The organism is Achromobacter sp. (genome assembly GCF_032102605.1).
Taxonomy (GTDB): Bacteria; Pseudomonadota; Gammaproteobacteria; order Burkholderiales; family Burkholderiaceae_B; genus Achromobacter.
The window spans coordinates 135,760-159,331 of the sequence record NZ_DAMDGT010000009.1; the positions used below are offsets into that span (position 1 = coordinate 135,760).

At 65.0% G+C, this 23,572-nt stretch carries 24 protein-coding genes; 5 read left to right on the plus strand and 19 right to left on the minus strand.

From position 1 onward, the window contains the following. The first annotated feature begins 105 nt into the window (after positions 1–105). Positions 106–594 carry an Lrp/AsnC family transcriptional regulator gene (locus RT614_RS20230; protein ID WP_313623912.1) on the plus strand — a complete coding sequence of 163 codons (489 nt, stop codon included), beginning with the start codon at positions 106–108 and terminating at the stop codon, positions 592–594. A gap of 16 nt (positions 595–610) precedes the next feature. Here the strand turns inward: RT614_RS20230 and RT614_RS20235 are convergent, their stop codons facing one another. From RT614_RS20235 to RT614_RS20260, 6 genes are all read right to left on the minus strand, one after another. After that, entirely contained in the window at positions 611–1,669 is a 1,059-nt protein-coding gene (locus tag RT614_RS20235; protein ID WP_313623913.1) for a glycosyltransferase family 4 protein, read from the minus strand. Further along, positions 1,666–2,988: a UDP-glucose/GDP-mannose dehydrogenase family protein gene (locus tag RT614_RS20240; protein WP_313623914.1), complete on the minus strand. Its 1,323-nt coding sequence runs from the start codon at positions 2,986–2,988 to the stop codon at positions 1,666–1,668. The genes RT614_RS20235 and RT614_RS20240 overlap by 4 nt, the downstream gene beginning before the upstream one ends. Positions 2,989–3,109: 121 nt before the next feature. Continuing rightward, positions 3,110–4,495 (minus strand): MFS transporter, encoded by a 1,386-nt coding sequence (locus tag RT614_RS20245; RefSeq protein WP_409558497.1) that lies wholly within the window; start codon positions 4,493–4,495, stop codon positions 3,110–3,112. Then, positions 4,492–5,865 (minus strand): bifunctional UDP-N-acetylglucosamine diphosphorylase/glucosamine-1-phosphate N-acetyltransferase GlmU, encoded by a 1,374-nt coding sequence (gene glmU, locus RT614_RS20250; RefSeq protein WP_313623916.1) that lies wholly within the window; start codon positions 5,863–5,865, stop codon positions 4,492–4,494. Before glmU ends, RT614_RS20245 begins: the two co-directional genes overlap by 4 nt. Positions 5,866–5,934: 69 nt before the next feature. Next, complete coding sequence (locus RT614_RS20255) at positions 5,935–6,777, minus strand: PhaM family polyhydroxyalkanoate granule multifunctional regulatory protein (protein ID WP_313623917.1); 843 nt, start codon at positions 6,775–6,777, stop codon at positions 5,935–5,937. A gap of 44 nt (positions 6,778–6,821) precedes the next feature. Next, on the minus strand, positions 6,822–7,508 hold the full coding sequence (locus tag RT614_RS20260; RefSeq protein WP_313623918.1) for a glycine zipper 2TM domain-containing protein: 687 nt from the start codon (positions 7,506–7,508) through the stop codon (positions 6,822–6,824). A 132-nt stretch (positions 7,509–7,640) separates the two neighbouring features. Between RT614_RS20260 and RT614_RS20265 the strand changes: the two genes are divergently transcribed. Continuing rightward, positions 7,641–7,859 (plus strand): DUF3717 domain-containing protein, encoded by a 219-nt coding sequence (locus RT614_RS20265; RefSeq protein ID WP_313623919.1) that lies wholly within the window; start codon positions 7,641–7,643, stop codon positions 7,857–7,859. A 21-nt stretch (positions 7,860–7,880) separates the two neighbouring features. Here the strand turns inward: RT614_RS20265 and RT614_RS20270 are convergent, their stop codons facing one another. The 5 genes from RT614_RS20270 to RT614_RS20290 form a co-directional block, all read right to left on the minus strand. Further along, positions 7,881–8,486, minus strand: a complete 606-nt coding sequence (locus RT614_RS20270; protein ID WP_313623920.1) for an SCO family protein — start codon at positions 8,484–8,486, stop codon at positions 7,881–7,883. 17 nt (positions 8,487–8,503) lie between these two features. Further along, the gene (gene cyoE, locus RT614_RS20275) at positions 8,504–9,397 is read right to left on the minus strand and encodes a heme o synthase (RefSeq protein WP_313623921.1); all 894 of its coding nucleotides are present in this window, start codon (positions 9,395–9,397) and stop codon (positions 8,504–8,506) included. 13 nt (positions 9,398–9,410) lie between these two features. Beyond that, positions 9,411–10,448: a COX15/CtaA family protein gene (locus RT614_RS20280; RefSeq protein ID WP_313623922.1), complete on the minus strand. Its 1,038-nt coding sequence runs from the start codon at positions 10,446–10,448 to the stop codon at positions 9,411–9,413. A 101-nt stretch (positions 10,449–10,549) separates the two neighbouring features. Next, on the minus strand, positions 10,550–11,131 hold the full coding sequence (locus RT614_RS20285; RefSeq protein ID WP_409558502.1) for an SCO family protein: 582 nt from the start codon (positions 11,129–11,131) through the stop codon (positions 10,550–10,552). A 71-nt stretch (positions 11,132–11,202) separates the two neighbouring features. Then, positions 11,203–12,021, minus strand: a complete 819-nt coding sequence (locus RT614_RS20290; protein WP_313623924.1) for an SURF1 family protein — start codon at positions 12,019–12,021, stop codon at positions 11,203–11,205. 36 nt (positions 12,022–12,057) lie between these two features. Here RT614_RS20290 and RT614_RS20295 point away from each other — a divergent pair, with 36 nt between their 5' ends. Next, entirely contained in the window at positions 12,058–12,258 is a 201-nt protein-coding gene (locus RT614_RS20295) for a twin transmembrane helix small protein (RefSeq protein ID WP_008166451.1), read from the plus strand. 150 nt (positions 12,259–12,408) lie between these two features. Here RT614_RS20295 and RT614_RS20300 read toward each other — a convergent pair whose 3' ends face one another. From RT614_RS20300 to coxB, 5 genes are all read right to left on the minus strand, one after another. After that, positions 12,409–13,284: a cytochrome c oxidase subunit 3 gene (locus RT614_RS20300; RefSeq protein WP_313623925.1), complete on the minus strand. Its 876-nt coding sequence runs from the start codon at positions 13,282–13,284 to the stop codon at positions 12,409–12,411. Positions 13,285–13,320: 36 nt separating this feature from the next. Next, positions 13,321–13,545 carry a DUF2970 domain-containing protein gene (locus tag RT614_RS20305; protein ID WP_056565538.1) on the minus strand — a complete coding sequence of 75 codons (225 nt, stop codon included), beginning with the start codon at positions 13,543–13,545 and terminating at the stop codon, positions 13,321–13,323. 9 nt (positions 13,546–13,554) lie between these two features. Continuing rightward, a complete protein-coding gene (locus RT614_RS20310; protein ID WP_313623926.1) occupies positions 13,555–13,680 on the minus strand; it encodes a cytochrome oxidase small assembly protein in 126 nt (41 codons plus the stop codon). A gap of 32 nt (positions 13,681–13,712) precedes the next feature. Then, the gene (gene ctaD, locus RT614_RS20315) at positions 13,713–15,320 is read right to left on the minus strand and encodes a cytochrome c oxidase subunit I (RefSeq protein ID WP_313623927.1); all 1,608 of its coding nucleotides are present in this window, start codon (positions 15,318–15,320) and stop codon (positions 13,713–13,715) included. Positions 15,321–15,423: 103 nt separating this feature from the next. Further along, positions 15,424–16,581: a cytochrome c oxidase subunit II gene (gene coxB, locus RT614_RS20320; RefSeq protein ID WP_313623928.1), complete on the minus strand. Its 1,158-nt coding sequence runs from the start codon at positions 16,579–16,581 to the stop codon at positions 15,424–15,426. Positions 16,582–16,869: 288 nt separating this feature from the next. Between coxB and RT614_RS20325 the strand changes: the two genes are divergently transcribed. Further along, on the plus strand, positions 16,870–17,682 hold the full coding sequence (locus RT614_RS20325; RefSeq protein WP_313623929.1) for an NUDIX hydrolase: 813 nt from the start codon (positions 16,870–16,872) through the stop codon (positions 17,680–17,682). On the opposite strand, the gene RT614_RS20330 is transcribed toward RT614_RS20325, so the two are convergent. Next, positions 17,679–20,378, minus strand: coding sequence for a cation:proton antiporter (locus RT614_RS20330; RefSeq protein WP_313623930.1), 2,700 nt, complete (start codon positions 20,376–20,378; stop codon positions 17,679–17,681). The two genes, RT614_RS20325 and RT614_RS20330, sit on opposite strands and share 4 nt — an antisense overlap. Before the next feature lie 194 nt (positions 20,379–20,572). On the opposite strand from RT614_RS20330, the gene cpdA reads away from it, so the two are divergent. Continuing rightward, positions 20,573–21,412, plus strand: a complete 840-nt coding sequence (gene cpdA, locus RT614_RS20335) for a 3',5'-cyclic-AMP phosphodiesterase (protein ID WP_313623931.1) — start codon at positions 20,573–20,575, stop codon at positions 21,410–21,412. A 341-nt stretch (positions 21,413–21,753) separates the two neighbouring features. Here the strand turns inward: cpdA and rpoH are convergent, their stop codons facing one another. After that, positions 21,754–22,638 (minus strand): RNA polymerase sigma factor RpoH, encoded by an 885-nt coding sequence (rpoH, locus tag RT614_RS20340; protein ID WP_409558498.1) that lies wholly within the window; start codon positions 22,636–22,638, stop codon positions 21,754–21,756. A 166-nt stretch (positions 22,639–22,804) separates the two neighbouring features. Continuing rightward, positions 22,805–23,494, minus strand: coding sequence for a hypothetical protein (locus RT614_RS20345; RefSeq protein ID WP_313623933.1), 690 nt, complete (start codon positions 23,492–23,494; stop codon positions 22,805–22,807). Between the last annotated feature and the right edge of the window lie 78 nt (positions 23,495–23,572).

Consider the following 23,572-nt stretch of genomic DNA (forward strand, 5'->3'; position numbering starts at 1 on the left):
CCTCAAAGAAATTTGATTTCTTTATGTTCGACAATTTGGCAGTTAATTCCCTTACACAAATGTGATTAAATAATCTTTCACTCACGCTGCCGTAATGAACTTATCATGCAAAACGCACCGAATTTGGTACCGGAACTCGATGATCTGGACCGGCGCATTCTTGAACAGTTACAAGAAGACAGCTCGCTGACCAATCAAGATCTGGCCGCACGGGTGCACGCGTCCCCTCCGACCTGCCTGCGGCGGGTGCGGCGTCTGGTGGAAGAAGGCGTAATTGACAGGCAAGTGGCCATCCTGTCGGCCGAAAAGCTGGGCAGCACGCTGACGGCGATCGTGGAGATCACGCTGGATGTGCAGGCGGCGGAAAGCCTGGACGCGTTCGAGCAAATCATGCTGACGGAACCGGCGGTGCTGCAGTGCTACAGGGTGTCGCCCGGTCCGGATTTCGTGGTGATCGCACAGGTGAAGGATATGCCGGCCTACCATGCGCTGGTGCATCGCGCGTTCACGGCGCAGGCCAACGTGCGCAACGTGCGCACGTTTTTCTCGGTGCATCGCGCCAAGTTCGAGACGCGGATCGACGTGCGGACTTGACGCCGCAATAGGCGGTTTAGCGCCGTCCCACCAGCCTTTCAAACTGCGCCAGATACCGGTTGCCCATCTTCTGAACGTCGTGCTCGTTGCGCACGTATTCGTAGGCGCGTTCGGTGACTTCCTGGCGGAAGGCGGCGTCGTCCAGGCAGCGGGCCATGCCGGCCGCCATGGCCTGGTGGTCTCCCACGGCGCATAGCACGCCGCGGCCGTCGGCCAGGCTTTCCTTCAGGCCGCCGGCGTCGGTGGACACCACGGGCACGCGTTGCAAGAAGGCGTCCAGCACGCTGCTGCCCAGGGCTTCTTCTTCCGAGCTCATGACGAACACGTCCAGGATGCTGTAGAAATCCTCAACACCCTTGCGAAAGCCCGCGAACCGGTAGACGTCCTCGATGCCCAACTTGCGAGCCTCGTCCTTGGCCTGCTGTTCGCGGTCGCCGCCGGCGCCGAAGTGCAGGAAGACGAAATCGCGGCGAGTACGGGCCAGTTCGCCGACGGCGCGCACCAGCGTGACGGGGTCCTTGTCGCGGATAAGCGCGGCGGACGTCGCCATGACCTTCTTGCCTTCCAGGTCGAACTCGCGCACCAGGTTGGCGACGTTTTCGGCGTTGATCTGGTGGGGCTCGACCGCGCTGCGGATGATGACGGGCTCGATGCCGAGGCGTCGCGGTTCGCCCGCGGCCATCTCGCTGATGGCGACGAAGAGGTTGGCGCGGCGCCATTTGAAGCCGGTCTTCCATTCGTCGCCCGGCTTGACCACGAACGAGGTGCGGCGCGAAAAGACCACGGGGCGGCGGTGCAGCCACTTGGTCAGGACGGCCCACGTGATGGTGTTGGCGGTCTGCGCATGGATGATGTCGTAGCGGCTGGCGCCGGCCAGGAAGGCCAGCTGGCCCGGCACGTTGCGCACGGTGTGGGCCACGAAACCCTCTTGCCGGGCGCGCTCTGCCAGCGGCGCGCCCTCGCGGCACATCACTTCGACGTCGTGGCCGGCCTTGCGGAAGGCGCGCATGCAATACAGCGTCTGCCGTTCGCCGCCGCGCCAGCCCTTTTCGAAGTTCAGTTGCAGGATCTTCATGCGCGGCCGATGCCCGAGTATTCGAAGCCCAGGCCGCGCACGTCGGCCGGCGTGTAAAGGTTGCGGCCGTCGATGATCAGCGGCGTCTTGAGCAAGGCCTTCAAGCGGTCGAAATCGGGCGCGCGGAACACCTTCCATTCGGTGGCGATAAGCAGCGCGTCCGCGCCGTCCAATGCGTCGTACATGTCGGACGCGAAACTGACGCCGGCGTGGCCGGACAGCACACGGCCGGCCTCGTGCATGGCGACGGGATCGTAGGCGCGGACCTGGGCGCCGCGGCGGGTGAGCTCGGCGATGGCGGTCAGGCTGGGCGCTTCGCGCATGTCGTCGGTGTTGGGCTTGAAGGACAGGCCCCACAAGGCGATCTTGCGGCCGGTAAGGTCTTCACCAAAGCGTGCGACCACCTTCTCGGCCAGACGGAACTTCTGCGCATGGTTGGCGGCCTCGGCGGCCTCGATGACGCGCATGGGCAGGCCGTGCTCGGCGGCGGTGTTGACCAGCGCCTGGACGTCCTTGGGAAAACACGAGCCGCCATAGCCCGCGCCCGGATACAGGAAGTGATACCCGATGCGCGGATCGGCGCCGATGCCGCGGCGCACCTGCTCGACGTCGGCGCCCAGGGCCTCGGCCAGGTTCGCGACCTCGTTCATGAACGAAATGCGCGTGGCCAGCATGGCGTTGGCGGCGTACTTGGTCAGTTCCGCGGAACGCACGTCCATCACCATCAGGCGGTCGTGCGTGCGCTGGAAGGGTTCGTAGATGCGGCGCATCACGCCGATGGTGTAGTCGTCGTCGGCGCCGACGATCACGCGGTCCGGGCTCATGAAGTCATTGATGGCCGCGCCTTCCTTCAGGAACTCGGGATTGGAGGCCACGGTGAAGGGGATCTCCACGCCGCGGTCGGCCAGTTCCTGGGCGATCACTCCCCGCACCTTGTCGGCCGTGCCGACGGGTACGGTGGACTTGTCCACGACCAGCTTGCGCGAGGTCATGTGGCGCGCGATGTTGCGCGCCGCCGCCAGCACGTACTTCAGGTCGGCGGAGCCGTCTTCGCCGGGCGGAGTGCCCACGGCGATGAACTGCACGTCGCCGAAGGCAACGCTTTGCGCCACGTCGTCCGTGAAATGCAGGCGGCCGGCCTGCACGTTGCGGCGCACCAGGTCTTCCAGACCGGGCTCGTAAATGGGGATGCCGCCCTGGCGCAGCAGGGCGATCTTGGCTGCATCCACGTCCAGGCACATGACATCGTTGCCCATGTCGGCCAGGCACGCTCCCGACACCAACCCCACGTAACCGGTACCCACGACCGTGATCTTCATGCCTGAACGCCTTCAAAATAGGGAATCTTCGCGCCCGGCCAATGAAACCGGGCGCCGGCCGCCATTATAGAAGCGGCGGGCGCCCGGGGCCGGAACGCGGCAAATCGGGCTTTGCGCGCCGCTACACCTTCAGCTTGCTGAAACGGACCGTGTTGACCACCACGGCCAGCGCCGCGCACACCGTGCCCAGCACCAGAGCCAGCCCGGGCCCGTGGGCCGCGCTGACACTGAACGCAATCGCGACCAGTGCCGTGCCGAAACTCTGGCCAAAAACCCGGGTGGTGGCCTGCAACCCGCCCGCCGCCCCGCTGCGCATGCGGGGCGCGGCGGACAGCAGGGCCCGGTTGTTCGGCGTCTGGAAAAATCCGAAGCCCACGCCGGCCACGAACATGCCCGCGATGACGGGCCAGTTCGACACCGTGGACGGCAGCAGGGCCAGCCAGAGCATGCCCACGACCATCGTGGCGGCTCCCACGCCGCTGAGCGTGGCGGCCGAATAGCGGTCGGACAATCGCCCTGCCAGCGGCGCGATGATGGCCGTGCCCACGGGCCAGGCGCCCATCAGCATGCCCACTTCCAGGTAAGGCCGGCCCAGCACCTGCTGGAAGTAGAAAGGCAGCGACACGTACGACGCCATTTGCGCTGCAAACGTGCAAGCCGACGCCCCCACAGCGAACGCCAATGGCCGGATGCGCAGCAGGTCCACAGGCACCAGCGGCGCGGTCTGCTGGCTTGCCCGGCGCACCAGGAACGCGCCGGCCACCGCCGCGATGGCCACCAGGCCGATGCCACGCAGCAGGTCCTCTCCCATCATGTCCACGCCCGATATGAAGACGCCCAGCGTCGCCATGCAGAGCAGGGCGCTGATCCAGTCCAGCTTCACGTCGCTGCGCGGCACTTCCGGCAAATGGCGCAACCCCAGCATGGCCAGCGCGCAGATGGGCAGGTTGACCGCGAAGATCCACGGCCACGGCGCCACCGACAGGATGGCCGAGCCGATCGTGGGACCCAGCACCGACATGACCGCCACGGTGGTGGCGTTGATGCTGATGCCCCGCCCCAGCATCTTGAGCGGATAGATATTGCGAACCAGGCCGCCGAACATGCACATCAACGTGGCGGCCCCCAGGCCCTGGAACACGCGCGCAGCGGTCAGCTGCCACAGGGTTCCGGCCAGCGCGCAGGCCAGCGAGGCCAGCGTGAACAGCACCAGGCCGAAAGTGAACATGCGGCGAAAGCCGATGCGTTCGGCCAGCGCCGACAGCGGCAACAGCGCCATCACCACCGCCAGGTTGTAGGCGTTGACGATCCAGACGGCCTGGGCTGGCAAGGCGTTGAGATCTTTGGCGATGGTGGGCAGGGCCACGTTGGCGATGGTGGTGTCCAGCACCGACAGGCTGATGCCCGTCATCACCGTGGCCGCCGCCCAATACCGGCGCGGAGCCGGCAGGCCGTCGGGCGGGGCAGGCTTGGCCCCGCCCGGGGCCGCTTGCTGTTCCTGCGTCACGACTTCTTTACCGGCCGCTGCCATCCGTCCACGGTGACCTGCTTGGGACGCGAGACCGTCAGCTTGTCGGCCGGCGCATCGCGCGTCAGCGTGGTGCCGGCGCCCAGCGTTGCGCCGCGGCCCACGCGCACGGGCGCGACGAGCTGCGTGTCGGAGCCGATGAAGGCGTCGTCTTCGATGACGGTGCGGTGCTTGTTCACGCCGTCGTAGTTGCAGGTGATGGTGCCCGCGCCCACGTTCACGCGCGCGCCGATGTCCGCGTCACCGATGTACGCAAGGTGGTTCGCCTTGCTGTCCTCGCCCAGCACGCTCTTCTTGATCTCGACGAAGTTGCCCACGTGGCTGCGGTCGCCAAGTTCTGCGCCTGGACGCAGGCGTGCATAGGGACCGACGCGAGCGTCGCGGCCCACCTCGGCCTGCTGCAGATGGCTGAAGGCTTCGATTTGCGTGCCCGCACCGACGTTGACGTCGCGCAGCACGCAGTGCGGCCCCACGCGCACGCCGTCGGCCAGCGACACCTTGCCTTCGAACACGCAGCCCACGTCGATGAACACATCGCGGCCGCACGTGAGCGTGCCACGCACGTCGAAGCGCGCGGGATCGGCCAGCGTGACGCCGGCCTCGAGCTGGCGGCGGGCCTGCTCGGCCTGCCAGCGGCGCTCCAGTTCTGCCTGCTGCACGCGGCTGTTCACGCCCAGCGTCTCCCACGAAGCGCCGGGCTGGGCAGCGCCCACCGGCACTTCGTCGGTCACGGCCAGTCCAACAACGTCGGTCAGGTAGTACTCGCCCTGGGCGTTGTTGTTGTCGATGCGGGTGAGCCAGTTCTTCAACTTGGCGGTCGGCGCGGTGAGGATGCCGGTATTCACTTCCTTGATCAGGCGCTCGGCCTCCGAGGCGTCCTTGTGCTCGACGATGCGGCACACGTTGCCCTTGTCGTCGCGCACGATGCGGCCGTAGCCCGTGGAGTCGGCCAGCACTTCGGTCAGCACCGCCGCGCCCTGGCCACGCGCATCCAGCAAGCGTTGCAGCGTTTCCGGCTGCACCAGCGGCACGTCGCCGTACAGCACCAGCGTTACGTCGTCCTTGCCTTCGCCTTCCAGCAACAGCGGCACGGCCTGCTGGACCGCGTGGCCCGTGCCGTGTTGGGGTTGTTGCAGCACGAAGTGCAAGTCTTCCTGTCCTTCGAAAGCCTGCTTGACGCGATCCGCGCCATGGCCGACCACCACGATGATGCGCGCCGGCTTCAATTGGCGGGCGCTGTCCAGCACGTGGGCCAGCATCGGTTTGCCGGCCAGCGTGTGCAGCACTTTGGGAAGGTCGGACTGCATGCGTTTACCCAGTCCGGCGGCAAGAATCACTACATTAAGCATAAGTTCCAGTAGGTTGAGAGACGGTGCGGCGGCCTTGCGGCCGTACCGCGTGTCGATTGAAGGATAAGGTCAGGCCTTGCCGTTGGCAGGGCCGTTGTTCTTGGCGGTCTTTGCCGCACGTTTGGTGGCGGCAGCCCTGGTGGCGGCAGCGGGCTTGGATGCCTTGGCGTCGGGCTTGGTCGACGCCTTGGACTCGGCGGTGTTGGCCTTGGCGCTGGTGGTTGCGCCGGCTCCCGCGCTTGCCTGCGCGCCGGTCGCGTCTGGCGCGTCTGGCATGGATGCGGCGGTGGCGGCCGCGATGTGGTTGAACTGCTGTTGCAGCAGATCCCACCAGGCCTTGGACGCCGACTGTGCGGCCGCGCCCATCTGTTCGCTCATGCCCGCCGCCTGGGCGCCGGACGCGGCCGATGCGTCTGCGCTCTGGGCGCCTTCCGCCTTGGCCTGCGATTCGCCGCCCGCATCTGCCTTCGCGCCGGCGGACGCAGCCTTGTCGGCCTGGCCGGACGCCGAGGTCTTGGGCGCGGGTTTCAATCCAAGCGCGACTTCCAGCGGCGACGCGGCGCCGCTCTCCTGGGCCGACCCCATGTCCATGCGCGATGCGCTATCCACAAAGGCGCGCAGGGTGCTGATAGTGGAACGCTGCACTTCCATGCCCTGGATGGTGCTGGAGAGCATGCTCAGGTTCATGCGCAGCCAGTTTTCCACCGAACGCAGTTCCGCGATGCGACGATCCAGGTCTTCCAGGTTCATGGGCGGCGCCATGGGCAGGCTGCTCGCGAGCCCGCCGGGGCCCGTGAGGCCGGCCCAAGCCTGGCGCATCATCTCCATGCTGGCCAAAAGCGGATTGCCCGACAGGTCGGAGTTCTGGCCCATGCCGGGCAGGACGAACGGGTTGGTGTATTGGTCGCTCATTCCAGGTGTCTCCCAAGTCGGATGATTGCCGCGGATGGCCGGGCTCAACCCGGCAGCAGCTGATTATTTTCCACTCGCACATGGTCGCCGGAGGCAAACGAGAAGGGCTGCGCGCTGCGGAACTGGCGCGTGCTGCCATCGCTCATGCGCACCGTGAGCTCATAGTGCGTCACTGTTTGTTGCTGTCTGATATTACGCTCAACTTCACGGCCTGCCAAAGCGCCGCCGACCGCGCCCAGCACGGTCAACGCCGTCTTGCCGCTGCCTCCGCCAAACTGATTACCCACAACGCCGCCGGCCACGCCGCCCGCGATGGTCCCGACCAGATGATCGCTGTTGTCCTTTATAGGAACCTGCACCTGGCGGATGGTTTCGACCACGCCGCAGGTCGCGCAGGCCTGCTGGGCAGGGGCGGGCGCGGGACGCGAAGCAGTAGCCGGCGCCGGACGCGATTGCTGCGACTGCTGCGATTGCTGCGATTGCTGCGCTTGCGGCGTCTGCCCGGCGGGCCTGCCGGCAGCGGCCGGGGCCGGAGCGGGCGCCAGGTTGGCGTCTTCAGGGCCGACTTCGGCCACGGCTTCGTCGGCGTGCGGATTGGCCGAGGGCGTGGGCAACCAGCCCATCACCGCGGCGACGCCCACCGAGCACATGACGATGACGGCGACTGCGGCGGCCGCCATCAGCGGGTGCAGCCCGCGACGCGTCGACTCTGTTCGTGTGGAAGTATTCATGACGATGCTCCATCGTAACTAACCGGCAGTGTTATAGCCCCGGGGCGCGGTTTCGGCATGTTGCGATGGTGACCCTTCATTGCAGGCCGCATGGAGGGTGGACAGGGGGGATCATTCGTGGACAATAGGCGCATGGATTCCATCACCCTGCCCCAGCTCGAACAGGCGATCAACTATTGGCGGAACGTGTCGCCATCGGTCGGCGAGGAATCGCGCCTGTGTCCCGAGGCAGCCGCGCTGGCCACTCCCTACGCGCTGATGATCATTTCCCATGTGCGCGAGATCCCTGCCGCCGAGCTCAGCGACAAGGCCCGCGCGGCGCTGGCCGCGTGGGAAGCGGCGCGCGCCTGAACGCGTGGCCGCGGGCCGGCCTCAGCCCTTGAGCAGCGCCTTGATGTCCTGCGTCAGGCCGTCGGCGCCGACATTGTTATTGACCAGCACTCGCGATTCGCCCTTGCCATCCATCAGGTAGAACGCGGCGGTGTGGTCCATCGTGTAGCTGCCGTCCTTGGTGGGCGACTTGGCGTAATACGCCTTGAACGAGGCCGCCGCTTTCTTGACCTGGTCCGGCGTGCCGGTAAGCCCCAGGAAGCGCGGGTCGAACGCCGTGACGTATTGCTTGAGCACTTCAGGGGTGTCGCGTTCGGGATCCACGGTAATCAGCAGCACCTGCACGCGGTCGGAGTCCGGGCCCAGCTTCTTCATGACTTCGGTCAGTTCGGCCAGCGCCGTGGGACAAACGTCTGGACACTGCGTGAAACCGAAGAACACGACCACGACCTTGCCGGCAAAATCGGAAAGCTGGCGCGTCTTGCCGTTGTGATCGGAAAGCTCCATGGCGCGCCCAAGCTGCGTGCCGGTGATGTCGCTGCCCTTGAAGACAGGCGCGCTGTCGCCGCAGGCGGCCAGGGCAGCGGCGACGGCGGCGGCGGCGCCCCATCGCAAGGCCAGCCGGCGGCTGGCGGAAAACACGGACATCGACAACCTCCAGGAAATCAGCGCAGCAGGGCGACCCAGTGGTCCACCAGCAGGGCGCCGAACAGCAGCGCCAGATACAGAATGGAAAACCGGAACATGCTGCGCGCCAGCGCGTCGCTGTATTCGCGATACAGCCGCCAGGCGTAGGAAACGAACATGCCGCCCAGCGCCAGGGCCGACAGCAGATAGAGCTCTCCGCTCATGCGGATGGCGTAGGGCAACAGCGTCGTCGCCATCAGCGCCAGGCTGTACAGAAGGATGTGCAGACGGGTGAACTGGTTGCCGTGAGTCACCGGCAGCATGGGCAGGCCGGCCTTGGCGTAATCGTGGTTGCGATAGAGCGCCAGCGCCCAGAAATGCGGCGGCGTCCAGATGAAGATGATCAGAACCAGCACCCAGGCCTCGGCCGGCACGGAATCCGCCACGGCGGCCCAGCCCAGTGCCGGAGGCATCGCGCCCGACAGGCCGCCGATCACGATATTTTGCGGCGTGCGCGGCTTGAGGATGATGGTGTAGATGATGGCGTAGCCCACGAACGTAGCGAACGTCAGCCACATGGTCAGGGGGTTGACCATGTGGTAGAGCACGAACATGCCCGCGCCACCCAGGAGGCCCGACAGGCTCAGCACCTGGAACGCCGAAATGGTGCCGCGCGCCGTGGCGCGCCGCGCCGTGCGCAGCATGCGGGCGTCGACTTCCTGTTCGATAAGGCAGTTGATGGCGAACGCGGCGGCTGCCAACAGCCAGATCCCGATCGTGCCGAACAGCACGCGCCGCATGTCCGGAATGCCCGGCGCGGCCAGGAACATGCCGATCACGGCGCAAAACACCGCCAACTGCGTCACACGCGGCTTGGTGAGAACGAGGTACTGGCGGAACAATCCGGACTGAGGAGCGGCAATACTGGTCATAGTGGACCTCATTTTAAACGCGCACCAAATTGGGGTCGTACCGCCCCGCCGGTTCGACGCCGGCCGAGGCCAGGCGCACCATCAGCACCACCGCAGACAACGTGAGGCCCGCGGCGCCACCATTGTGCAGCACGGCGATCAAGAGCGGCCACTGGAAGAAGATGGTCGTCAGGCCCGTCAGCAATTGCGCCGCCAGCAGCGCCAGCATCAGCGTGGCCGGCCCGCGCAGGCCCGGCTCGGCGGCGCGCAGCCGCCACGCCAGGATGCCCAGGTAGACGAACACGACGAACGCGAAATTGCGGTGGACCCAGTGGATCGCCGTCAGCGCGGGCTGCGAGATCATTTCGCCGGACGGCAGTTCGCCCAGGCCGCGGATGACCGAATAGCCGCCATGGAAATCCATGTCCGGCACCCACTGCCCGTGGCAGGTGGGAAAATCCATGCAGGCCAGCGCCGCATAGTTGGTGCTGACCCAGCCGCCCAAGGTCACCTGAACCAGCAGCAGCACGAATCCCACCGCCACCCAGGGTTTCCAGCGCACGGCCTGCGCGCTTACCGGCAAATGCGGGCGTTCACGCGAAGACAGCCACGTCATGAGCGCCAGCACCGACAGGCCGAACACCAGATGCGCCGTCACGACGGCCGGCATCAGCTTGTGCGTCACGGTCCACGCGCCGAACGCGCCCTGTACGCAGACGGCAACCAGCGTGGTGACGGCCAGCGCCGGCGAACGGCCCAGTTCGCGGCGATAGCGCCACGCCATGTAGACGATCCCGATGATCAGCATGCCGAGAATGGCGCCGACATAGCGGTGGATCATTTCGATCCAGGCCTTGGACAACGTCACGGGACCGAAGGGCATAGCCTGCGACGCCTCGTGGATGTCGCCCATCGCGCCGAGCGGCGTGGCGCTGCCGTAGCAGCCCGGCCAGTCCGGACAGCCCAGGCCCGAGTCCGTCAGGCGCACGAAGGCGCCAAACATGATCAGGTCCAGCGTCAGGAACCAGGTGAAGAAAACCAGCTTGCGATAACGCGCTTTGATGCGTTCCATATCAACCAAAATAAAAACCCTACGCCATGCCGCCCATCATCGGGGTGCTTGCTGCGCCCGCTGGCGCGCCTTTTTCAGGACGACACGACGAAAAAACCCATTCAACCAATGCGCGAGTTATAGACCAGCTTGCTGATGTCCTTGCGCACGCTCACGCCATCCGCCTCGGCGGGATACTGCATCATCAGGTTGCCCAGCGGATCGATCACCCAGATCGGATCCTGCAGTCCGGGCTGGCCCGCGGCCGTATCGCGCGCCAGCAGGAACCGGGCCAACTGATCCGGTTGCACGCGCACCATCACCGTGCCCTTGTAGGCGTCCAGCACCTTGTCCGGCACGGGCGCGTCGTCGGTGATGAACCAGACGCGCGCCAGGCGGTCGACGTTCTTGCCCTGGCTTGCGTGGCTGTTGCGCGTGATGAACAGCTTGCGCGCGCAGCTTTCGGGGCAGGCGCCACCGTCGGCAGCCACCAGCAGCCATTTGCCCTTCAGGCTTTGCAGATCGAACGGCTTGCCATCCAGCGTGGTCAGGCGCAATTCGGATGCCTCGGGCATCGGCCGCTGCGGCGTGAGGAGCGTGCCGTAATTGCTGGATTCGTTGGGCCACCACTGCGGGTTCATGTAGACCACGAATGCAGCGACGATGGGCGCCAGGGAACACAGGAACACCAGCACCATGGGCATCAGCGAACGCTTGCCTGCGGGCTTGTTGGATGAGTTGTCGCGAGCCACTTTATATCCTGGAATAGCGTTGTTCATCGACGGGCCCGGATCCGGGCCTGGGCCCGCGAAGCTTCACCCGAGCGCTGCCGCATACGGCGGATGGCGCCCCCCAGCACCACCAGCCAAGCGATCGCGGCAATCAGGCCGAACGCGAACCACTGCACCGCGTACGACGTGTTCTGCTGAAAATCCACGGACGGCTGGGGCCAGTCGCGCACCATGCCATCGTCCCCATTGCCGCCCTGGCTGAGCACCGTGGGCAGCAGGGCCAGCCCCGTCGCCTTGGCGTAGGCGTCCAGGGGCAGGTTCTGCACCTGCGGCACCGCGCCGCCCGGCGTGGGCAGCGTCGCCGGCAGGGTGGATGCTTCCGTTCCACCCAGCGACCACAGTTCGAACATGCGCGGCACGCGCACGGACAGTTCGCCTTCGACAAGCTGCACACCCTCGGGCGTGGGCGGCAACTGCGGCTGGCCTTGGCCCTGGATCACACGGGGCAGCCAGCCGCGCAGCACCAGCACCGCGCGTCGGCTGGACGCGTCCAGCAGCAGCGGCGTGGCCAGCCAGTAGCCCGGCCTGCCGTCGTGATTGCGATTGTCCAGCAGTACACTGAATTCAGGCAGCCACGTCCCGCTGGCCTGCGCCACGCGCCAGGCCGTCATGTCTTCGGGCGGCGTGGCGGGCGTCAGCACCATCGGCGCTTGCTTGCGGCCCGCTTCGATCGCGGCCAGAATGGCGCGTCGCTCATCGCTGCGGCGCAACTGCCATTGCCCCAGCGACACCAGGATCACCACGGTGATGCCAAGCAGCAGTAGGGCAGCTACCGTGTAGCGGGTGGAATGCGGTCGGGCCATCTGTCGTTGCTAAATCTGATAAGTCGGGAGACCACTATGCGCGTATTCGTCGTTCTGGCCTTCGTCGGGATACTGGCCAGTCTGGCATCCGCCCTGGTCTACCTGATGCGGGACAAAGGTACCACCAACCGCACGGTCAACGCGCTGACCGTACGTATCGGCCTGTCGGTGGCCCTGTTCCTGTTTGTGCTGTTCGCCCATCACATGGGCTGGATCGAGAGCACGGGCTTTAGATAGCCGGAGCGGATCCCGGTTCCCCGGAATTTCGCGCGGCTGGGCGCCGACGTGTCCCCTTCAATAGCTTGAAAGCGCGACGGATGCCGGCTTGCCGCCCGGCGCCCTCGCGCTTTCCCGTGACGCTACGGCCGCCGGCCAGGCCGGCCAGCGTCAGAACCAATACACGAACAGGTACAGGCCCAGCCACACCACGTCCACGAAGTGCCAGTACCAGGCCGCGCCTTCAAAGCCGAAATGGTGATCCGGCGTGAAGTGGCCGCGAATCAGGCGGACCAGGATGACCGTCAGCATGGTGGCGCCCAGGATCACGTGGAATCCGTGGAAGCCGGTCAGCATGTAGAACAGCGACCCGTAGGCGCCCGAGTTGAACTTGAGGTTCAGCTCTGTATAGGCGTGAACGTACTCGAAAGCCTGACAGGCCACGAAGACAAAGCCCAGGATGACGGTGGCCGCCAGCCAGAACTTCGCCTTGCCGCGATGGTTTTCACGCAGCGCATGGTGGGCGATGGTCAGCGTGACGCCGGAACTGAGCAGCAGCGCCGTGTTGATCGTGGGCAGCCAGAAGGGGCCCACGGTCTGGAAGGATTCCACCACGCCGGCCGGGCCGAAGTTGGGCCAGGTCGCCTGGAAGTCGGGCCACAGCATCAGGCGGTGGTCGATGTCGCCCAGCCACGGCGTCGTGATCGTGCGCGTGTACCAGAGCGCGCCGAAGAACGCGGCAAAGAACATGACCTCGGAGAAAATGAACCAGCTCATGCTCCAACGGTAGGAACCGTCGATGCGCTTGCTGTTCAGGCCGATTTCCGATTCGTGGATGGCATCGCCGAACCAGTGATACAGCACGAAGATCACGCCGATGAATCCCACCAGCACGGCCCACTTGCCCCAGCTGACGCCGTTGACCCAGGCGGCGGCGCCCAAGCCCATGAACAACAGCGCCACGGCCGTGCGCACGGGATGGCCCGAGTCGGCGGGGACAAAGTAGTACGGTGCCTCTTTACCTTGAACCGAGTGGCTTGCACTCATGGCTTTCTCCCTGGTACAGATCTAGATTTACGTGATTCAAGTCAGGCTGGAAACGGCCCAACGCACAATTAAAACCAGCACAGTCACAAAGATTGCCGCTGCCAGCAATCCGGCCACGATCACGTGGACCGGATTGAGCTTGGCGCTGTCTTCACGATACCCCGCGCCCTTGCGCACGCCGAAGAACCCCCACGCCACCGCCTTCATCGTCTGAAGAAAGCTCAGCTTACGCTGGCTGGTTTCGCGAAGGTCGTCGCTCATGGCCGGGGCCTAGCCGACGGCCTTGCCGGTCAGCAGCGCCGAACCGCGCAACACCGTCCAGGCAAACACGGCTACTACGAATGCCAGAAGGACCAGTCCTGCGATCTTGTTGCGGCGGCGCTGCTCGGGTGTCATTGCTGTGCGACCTGAAACATGAATAGAGGGCTTCACTTCACTTCGGGCGGCGTTTCGAAGGTGTGGAACGGGGCGGGCGAAGGCACCGTCCATTCCAGGCCTTCCGCGCCATCCCACGGCTTGGCGGCGGCATGCTCACCCTTGCCCATGTAGCAACGCAGCATCGCCCACAGGAAAATCAACTGCGACAGGCCGAACCAGAACGCGCCGATGGTGGCGATCTGGTGGAACGTCGTGAACTGCGCGGCGTAGTCGGCGTAGCGGCGCGGCATCCCGGCCAGCCCCAGGAAGTGCATGGGGAAGAAGGTCAGGTTGAACGAAATCAGCGTCGACCAGAAATGCAGCTTGCCCAGCTTTTCGCTGTACATGCGGCCCGTCCACTTGGGCACCCAGTAGTACGCGCCGGCGAACAGCGCGAACAGGGAACCGGCCACCAGCACGTAGTGGAAGTGAGCCACCACGTAATAGGTATCGTGGACCTGGATGTCGATGGGCGCCACGGACAGGATCAGGCCGGTGAAGCCGCCCATCGTGAACACGAAGATGAAGCCGATGGAGAACAGCATCGGCGTTTCGAACGTCATGGACCCGCGCCACATCGTGGCGACCCAGTTGAACACTTTCACCCCGGTGGGGATGGAGATGAGCATGGTGGCGTACATGAAGTAGAGCTGGCCGGTCACCGGCATGCCCGTCGTGAACATGTGGTGAGCCCACACGATGAACGACAGCACGGCGATGGACGCGGTGGCGTACACCATCGAGGCATAGCCGAAGAGCTTCTTGCGGGCGAAGGCGGGCACGATGGCCGACACGATCCCGAACGCGGGCAGGATCATGATGTAGACCTCGGGGTGTCCGAAGAACCAGAACACGTGCTGGTACAGGACCGGGTCGCCGCCGGCGGCCGCATTGAAGAAGCCCGTGCCGAAGTGGCGGTCGGTCAGCACCATGGTGATGGCGGCGGCCAGCACCGGCATCACGGCCAGCAGCAGGAAGGCGGTGATCAGCCAGGTCCAGCAGAACAGCGGCATCTTCATCAGCGTCAGGCCGGGCGCGCGCATGTTCAGCACGGTCACGATGATGTTGATGGCGCCCATGATGGACGAGGCGCCCATGATGTGGATGGCGAAGATGGCTAGGTCCATGCCCGGGCCCATCTGCAGCGACAGCGGCGCATACAGCGTCCAGCCCGCGGCGGTGGCGCCGCCAGGCACGAAGAACGACGCCGTCAGCATGATCGCAGCCACCGGCAGCAGCCAGAAGCTGAAGTTGTTCATGCGGGCGAATGCCATGTCGGACGCGCCGATCTGCATCGGGATCATCCAGTTCGCGAAGCCCACGAACGCCGGCATGATGGCGCCGAACACCATGATCAGGCCGTGCATCGTGGTGAACTGGTTGAAGAGTTCGGGGCGGAAGAATTGCAGGCCCGGCTCGAACAGTTCGGTACGCAGCAGCAGCGCAAGCGTGCCGCCCTCAAGAAGCATGACGAACGAGAAGATGAGATACATCGTCCCGATGTCTTTGTGGTTCGTTGCAAAAAGCCACCTGCGCCAGCCGGTGGGCGCGCCGTGGTGGTGGTCATCGTGACCGTGGCCGTGGCCCGGCGACACGTGGTCTACAGTGACGCTGCTCATGATGGACTCCTTCCTGCTGAGTGCCAGCCCCGTCCAACGGGGCGGCAGGGTATCTCTGACTAAACGGAACCGGTTCTACGGTGAAGGAACGGTGCGCGTGCGATCAGCGCGCGCCCGTGATGTCCTTCGGTACAACCGTCGGGTCCTGCCCCTTGCCGGAATTGCTCCAGGCATGGCGCGTATAGCTGATGACCGCTGCGATCTCGACATCGTTGAGCTGCCCGCCGAATGCCGCCATGGCGGTGCCGGGCTTGCCCTTCAGCACGGTGTTGATCTGCTCGCCCTTGGGGCCCAGAACAACCTTGTCTCCGTCGAGCGGCGGGAAGGAACCGGGAATGCCCTTGCCGTTGGCCTGGTGACAGGCCACGCAATTCGCCGCGAAAACCTTTTCGCCGCGGGCAACCAGTTCGGCTTCCGTCCACTCTTTATTGGGATCGTCGGCGTTTGCCGCCATCTTCTTCTTTTGGTCTTCAACCCACTTATCGTAGTCGGGCTGCGCCAGGACTTCCACGACGATGGGCATGAAAGCGTGGTCCTTGCCGCAAAGTTCCGCGCACTGGCCGCGATAGATGCCAGGCTTTTCGGCGTTGAACCAAGTGTCGCGCAGGAAGCCGGGGATGGCGTCCTGCTTGACGCCGAAGTCAGGGATCATCCACGAGTGGATCACGTCCGAGGCCGTGAGAACGATGCGGATCTTCTTGTTGGCGGGGACGACCAGGTGGTTGTCCACTTCCATCAGGTAGAACTGGCCCTTGGGCTCGCGGTTCTCGATCTGGGCGCGGGGGGTCGACAGCGTGGACAGGAACTTGATGCCGGCGGCGGACCCGTCCAGGTATTCGTAGCCCCACTTCCACTGATAGCCGGTGACCTTGACGGTCAGGTCCGAGCTGGAGGTGTCTTTCATGGCGACGACCGTCTTGGTGGCCGGCAGCGCCATGGCGATGACGATGATGAAGGGGATGACCGTCCAGGCGACTTCGACGCCAAGGTGTTCGTGGAAGGTCGCCGCCTTGTGGCCGCGGGACTTCCGGTGCGCCCAGATGGAGTAGAACATCACTCCGAAGACGCCGATGAAGATCACGATACAGATGGTGAGCAGCAACCAATGCAGCCACATGATGTCGCGCGAAATCGCGGTGACGCCTTCATGCAAATTAAGCTGATTGACCTTCGGACCGCCGGGCATGTTTTGCACCTGGGCACCGGCCACGCTGCCAACCAGCATCGCACAAGCCCCCAGTATCCCTCTCCACTTCTTCATGCTTACCTCGAAATACGGCGCGAAGGCCCATTTGCTGGTGGCGGAAGTCACCGGAATACGGGCAACGCGCAATTATTAGATGGCAGGGCGATGCAGGGAGATAGAGCGGCCCTGTCGTTCCCTCTCGAAATCACAAAGAAACTGGCGGATTATAGCGGACGCGCAAACAGATGTAAGTTAGTGCCCTTGAATTCATGGAGCCCGCCCCCATCTGCCCGCGCCTCTTGACCGCGGGCCGTAAAACGGGTGGCATAAAATCGTCGGCAACCTCATCACCATGACGCCACGATGCAAAAGCCGTTGTCCGATTTGTATGCCGCCCTGTGCGCCCGCGCGCAGGAGCCCGCCCCAGAGGGCGCGCACGCTCTATATATAGCGGGGCGGCGCTGCGGCTGGGCCACGCACGCGGCCTGCGACGCGCTGCGCGGCGCGCCCGACATATACGTCGACGACGCAGCCTTGCGCATCGGCGACAGCCTTGCCCCGGGCAAGGCGCTGGACGCGGTGCTGGAACAGACCGCGGAACTGTTGCGCCAAGCCAACTGCCTGCGTGGCTGGCGCGATGAATTGCTGGACGTTCTGGATGGCGAACAGACGCTTGGCGTGATCGAGCGCGCCGCGGTGCGGCCGCTGGGCCTGCTGACCAAGGCCGTGCACCTGAACGCCTGGACGCCCGACGGCAAGCTGTGGGTCGCGCGACGGTCGCTCAGCAAGTCGACCGATCCCGGTATGTGGGACACCCTTGTCGGTGGACTGGCGGGCAGCGGCGAAGACCTGGAACTGGCGCTGGTTCGCGAATGCGGCGAAGAGGCCGGTCTGGACGAACCCGACCTGGCGCGGCGCACGCCGTTGCGCACGATCCTGCGCATCCACCGCCGCCTGCCCGAGGGCTATCAGGTGGAAGACGTGCTGACCAGCACGTGCCTGCTGGCGCCGGACGCCCGGCCCGCGAACCGCGATGGCGAGGTCATGGAGATCGCCACGCTGGACGTGGGCACGGTGCTGCACCGGATCGCCGAAGGCGAATTCACGCTGGAAGCCGCGCTGGTGCTTGTCGAAGACATCATGCGGCGCCAGGCCGCTGGCGAAATCCGGATCTAACGCGGCGCGGCTTCGGGCGCGCCCAACACGGCGTCTCCCGACACGTCGCCACCGGCCGCGGATTCCCCGCGCAATTCGCGGGCCGCGCGCGCATCTTCACCATCGGACGCACTCGCAACGCCAGCCGCTTCCGCAGCCTCGGCCGCCTGGGCCGGACTGGGAGTGGGCGCAGGCGCGGCCGCAACAGGTGCAGGCGCCGCGGAAGCCTGCGAAAACTGCTTCCAGACCTCGATCGCGCGCAGGCGCTGCTTGGCCACGACCTGGATGCGCTCGCGCAGGTTTTCGTCGCGCGCCAGCAGGGCATGGAAATCCCGTGACGACAGCATCAGCAGCTTGCTGTAGCCCAGCGATGTCACGTCGGGCGTGAGCTGCTGCTCGCCCAGAAGGCCAAGTTCTCCGAAGAATTCTCCGCTGCCCAGTTCAATCATGGTGTTGTCGGGCAGGTGCACCGCCACCGCGCCCGAGGCCACAAAGCACATTTCTTCGCCATGGCGTCCCTTTGTCAGGACGCGCTGATCGGGCAGGGACAGGCGCGGCTTCAGCAGCTTGCTGATGGCGCGCAGCGAATCCGGCGACAAGCCTTCGAACAGGGGCACGCGCTTGATCAGTTCGGCGGCGCTCATTTCGATGTCCAGCGGCGGGTGCTTGTCGATATGCGCCCAGCGGCTCTTCAACTGTTCCATCAGGTCCGCATAGACTTCGCCGCTGATCAGGAACTGCTCGAGCATGTCGCGGTAACGGATGCGTTCAAGTTCGCGGGCGACGCGGCCCAGATAGCTTTCCTGCAGCCACTGGGCGTACGACGGGTATTGCAGGTTCAGCGCCTGCATGGCGTTTTCGATCAGGTCCAGGCGGCGCTGATGCAGCGCCACGATGCGCTGCGCGGCATCCTCGCCCAGCACCGGCGTGATCTGCTCGCGCGCAAAGGCGATCAGGCGCTGCGCCACAGACCGCTTGCTCATCAGGTTGGCGAACCGCTGGCCGAGTTCGCGCGCCAGCCAGCTCTGGAATCCGAATACGTAGTGCAGGCGCAGGGCCAGCCGAAAGCCGGTGGAGTAGCGCACGTCGGCAATGATGGCGCGCTCAAACCCCGGCACGCCGCCCAGGCGCACGGCGTCTTCCAGACGTTCCGCCCGGGCAAGCAGCGTTTCCGCCATGCGCCAATCGACGATCTGCGCCTTCAGGATGTCGAAGAACATTTCCTCTTCGCGCTGGGCCACGATGGCCAGACCCACCGCCACGCGCTGCTCGTCGGTCATCTGGCTGACCTGGCCGTCATGCACGCTGGCAAGGCTGGCGTCGAATACGGCGCGAATGCGCTCGCGGACCTCGTTGCCGATGTGTTCCGTCTTGGCGATTTCCTCGGTCTTGCCCTGCAGGTCTTCCAACGCGACGGCCAGGACCTGGTTGCGGATGGTGCGTTCCACCGGCGACAGCTGATTCAGTCCCAGCATGCGGATCAGGGGCCGCAGGCTGATGCCGTTGACGAACAAAGTCATCAACACAAACCCCGTGGTGGCGACGGCAATGAACTGACGCGCCTCTTCGGGCACACCGGTCTGCTCGGTGACCGCCAGTGCCAGCGCCAGCGACACGGCCCCGCGCAATCCGCCCCACAGCATCACGACCTTATAGGGATTGCTGACCTTGGTGCCCAAACGAGTCAAGCCCAGCAGGGGCAGCAGGCCGAACACCACGATCGCGCGCGCCACCAGCGTCACGACGAATACCACGGCCACGAGCACCAGCTCCTGCCAGTCGGCAGCCGCCATCAGCTTGGGGATCAGCATGGCCGCGAACAGGAAGATGAGGGAGTTGGCCCAGAAGCCAAACTGCCCCCATGCGCTGGACAGGTATTCGAACGTGGTGGGCGACATGCGCGTGCGGCCTGTGGATCCCACGACGAGTCCCGCGATCACGGTGGCGACGACACCCGAGACGTTCAGGTAGTGCTCGGAAATGAAGAAGGAAAGATAGGCCAGCGTCAGGGTCAGCGTGATTTCGGCCGTGGGAAAGCCGCGCAGCCACGCAAACAGGAAGCAGGCCAGGCGCCCCATGGCGAAGCCCGCGATGCCGCCGCCGATGAAGTGGACGATGAAGTCGTTGAAGATGCCGCCGACCGTCAATTCGCCATGGCCGCTCAGCACGGCCAGCAGGACGGAGTACAACGCGATGGAGGCCGCGTCGTTGAAGAGGCTTTCGCCTTCGACCAGCGTGGTCAGCCGCTTGGGTGCACCGACCTCGCGAAAGATGCCGACCACGGCCACCGGATCGGTCGTCGCAACGATGGCCCCCAGCAGCAGGCACACCACCAGGCCATAGGGAGACACGGCGTCCAGCGTGACGCCGACCACCAGCGTGCAGACGACCACGGCGATGATCGCCATCATGAGAATGGGGCCGATGTCGTCCATCAAGCGGCGCACGTTCATGGACAGCGCGGTCTCGAACAGCAGCACCGGCAGGAACACCATCAGGAAGGTTTCCGACGAGATCTCGAAGCGTTCCAGAGAATCAAGGAAGTCCCCGATCCAGCTTGGCGCCCAGCCATGCACGTGGATGATGATGCCCAGCAGACAGCCGACGATAGCCAGCAGCACCGAGTACGGCAGCTTCAGGCGGCCGGCCAGGGGCGGCATGAAGCAGACCAGCGTGAGCAGGCCCGCAAGACCAAATACAAGAAAACCAACATCCATGGGTAGCGCCGCGTCCCGATCGTAAAGCAGGTGGAAAGTTCCACAAGAATAGCGGCTTTTTTCTGATGCTCGCGGCCTGGGCCTGTGGAGAATCGGGGAGAATGCACGTTTCGTTACCCCAACAGACGCTTGCGAAACGTGCCTCGTCATGTTTTTTGGGTAATGTGGCATCACGCGAACTACAGGAGCGGCACGTGGCACGCATCCATACCTTGTCCCGGCGTCACGATGCGCCCGCGATGCTCGTCCAATTGACCGATAGCCATTTGTTCGGCGAGCCCGACACCTCGATGCTGGGCGTCAATACCGATGCGAGCCTGCGGGCCGTGCTGCGCCAGATCGAGGCCGACGGCAAGCATCCCGACCTGCTGCTGGCTACCGGCGACCTGTCGCAGGACGGCGAGGCGGCGGGCTATCAGCGCTTTGCGCGCATTCTGTCGGAATCCCCGGCGCTGGAACGCGCGACCATCCGCTGCCTGCCAGGCAATCACGATCTACCGTCCGTGCTGCGCCAGGAACTATCCGATTGGTCGATGCCCGTGACCGACGTCGGCGCATGGCGCATCGTCGCGCTGGACACGACGGTGCCCGGGTCGAACGCGGGTCACCTCGCCAATTCCGAACTCGACATGCTGGAAGCGGCCCTGGCCCAGGCGCCGGACCGCCACACGCTGATCGCAATGCACCACAACCCGATGCAGATCGACAGCCATTGGCATGACTCGATGATGATCGACAACCCGCAGGCGCTGTTCAAGCTGCTGACCCGCTTTCCGCAAGCGCGCGTGTTGCTGTGGGGACATGTGCATCACGAATTCGATCGGCGCCGGCACAACCTGCGCATGCTGGCCACGCCGTCCACCTGCTTTCAGTTCAGCATTCGCGACGGCAAGCACATCGTGGACAACATGGCGCCCGGCTATCGATGGATCAAGCTCTACCAGGACGGCTCGATGGCGACCGGCGTGCGCCGCGTGCAGGACGTCCTGTGGCATTCGGCGCTGGCGGCGCCGGCCAGCGCGCAGGCGGCGTAGTTCGCTGGTGTGATCCGGCCACGATGTGGCGCTGCGCATGGCGGCATGAGAGTGCGCGTCACACAAACCGTTCAGGCATAAAAAACGGGGCACCGATATGCTAGGTGCCCCGCAAGCATCCGTCTCATAGGGGAGGGGAAAGAGGAGAAGCCGAGACGGATGACAAGACTGCCAACCGAAGTTTGCGGTCTACATGAAGTTAGGCGGTGCGATCCCCATTAAGTTTCTGCTGACCGCCAAAAATCCCCGGCTAATTTGTATCAATTTATTGGTTGCAGCCCTTCAGGCGCGCAAAGAAAAAGGCCGCATCGCTGCGGCCTTGATCGGCGGGCTAGATCGGATCAGGAAGCCAGATTGCCGCGCATCTTCTTCAGCGCGGCCGCTTCGATCTGGCGGATGCGTTCGGCGGACACGCCGAATTCCTGGGCCAGTTCGTGCAGCGTGGCGCCGCCGTCGTCCTGCAGCCAGCGGGCTTCGACGATGCGGCGCGAACGCGGATCCAGCGCGTCGAGCGCGCCCGTCAGGCCAGCGCTTTGCAGGTGGTCGCGCGCGGCGCGTTCCAGCACGCGGGTCGGTTCCTGGCGTCCTTCGTCCGACAAGTAAGCGATGGGCGCATAGCTGTCGTCGTCGTCGTCCTGGTTTTCCAGCGACATGTCGCGGCCGGACATGCGGACTTCCATTTCGCTGACGTCTTCATTGCGCACGTTCAGCTCGCGCGCGATGTGGTCGACCTGTTCCGGATCCAGCGTCTGGCCGTCGGGACGCATGCTGCGCAGGTTGAAGAACAGTTTGCGTTGGGCCTTGGTGGTGGCCACCTTGACCAGCCGCCAGTTGCGGATGATGTATTCGTGGATTTCGGCCTTGATCCAGTGCACGGCGAACGACACCAGTCGCACGCCGCGTTCGGGGTCGAAGCGCTTGACGGCCTTCATCAGGCCGACATTGCCTTCCTGGATGAGATCAGCGTGGGGCAGGCCATAACCCAGGTACTGGCGGGCCACCGACACCACCAGGCGCAGGTGAGACAGAATCAGCTCGCGCGCCGCGCCCAGGTCTTCCTGGTCGCGCAGGCGACGGCCAAGCTCGGTTTCGCGATCCGCGGACAGCACCGGCAGGCGGTTGACCGCGGAAATATAAGCGTCGATTGTGCCGAGAGCGCCCGGATTGGCAATGGCCAACGCCAGAGCGTTGCCGGAAGTGGTCAACGAGGTACTGGGTTGCTTCATAGCGGGGGTCTCCGGATGGCGAAGAGAAAACGACATGAATTCGATGTTAGCACTCTAGTAATGGGAGTGCTAATTCGACTGTTGCGGCGCGTCAAAGTTTCCGATCGGGCATGGCGTCCCTATTTATTTTGCGGGACACCGGCGTGCTGCTGGCGCGTTTCAGGCCTTACCACCCCAGCCGCTTGAGCCCTTCGGCGGTGGCTTCCCCATCGGGACGGATGAAGAGCGCCCCGCGGGGATCCATGAAGACCTGGTACCGGGCGCCGTCGAACAAGGGCATGTAGGCGCCGCTGCCAAATTGGACATCGACGAAGGGGAACCAGTTCGGAAAACTTTTCTTCAGCGAACCCAGGTCCGGCGCGGGCCAATCATCCAGCGCATGGACGGAACGCGTTGCCGAGGCTTCGCGTGTTGCGTCGCTGTAGCGGCCCGACAGGCGTTCCAGGCGGTACAGCGGCGGCACGCCGGCCATCAAGGCGGGCAGCTTCCATCGGACGACGCGCGCATCGATCTGCCACTGGTCGCCGTACAGCACGTATTGCCGTGCGCCGAGGCCCGGCGCGTCGGTATTCACCTGGAACTGTCCCTCGGCCTGCTGGCGGACGTCGACGCGGGCCACGGGCTGGTCGGTGGTCAGGCGCACGAACTGCACCAGGGACAGGGCCAGCAATCCCGACACGCACCCCAGGCATACCAGCATCAGGCCGCACAGCCGGCGCACCGGCCGAAACTGGAACATGCGGCGCCCGCGCTCGTCGCGCGGGCCGCCCCGGCCCAGCAGCATGACGATGCCCGGCAGCAGGACGATGACGGCGCCCAGCAAAATCCAGGCGAAGGGGGCGATTCCGTTGATCAAATCAGGCGTTCCTATTCAAGCCGGCGCGGCTGGCAGCGCAGCGGGCGCAGGACTCCGCCGCCCGCCGCGGCAGGCTCC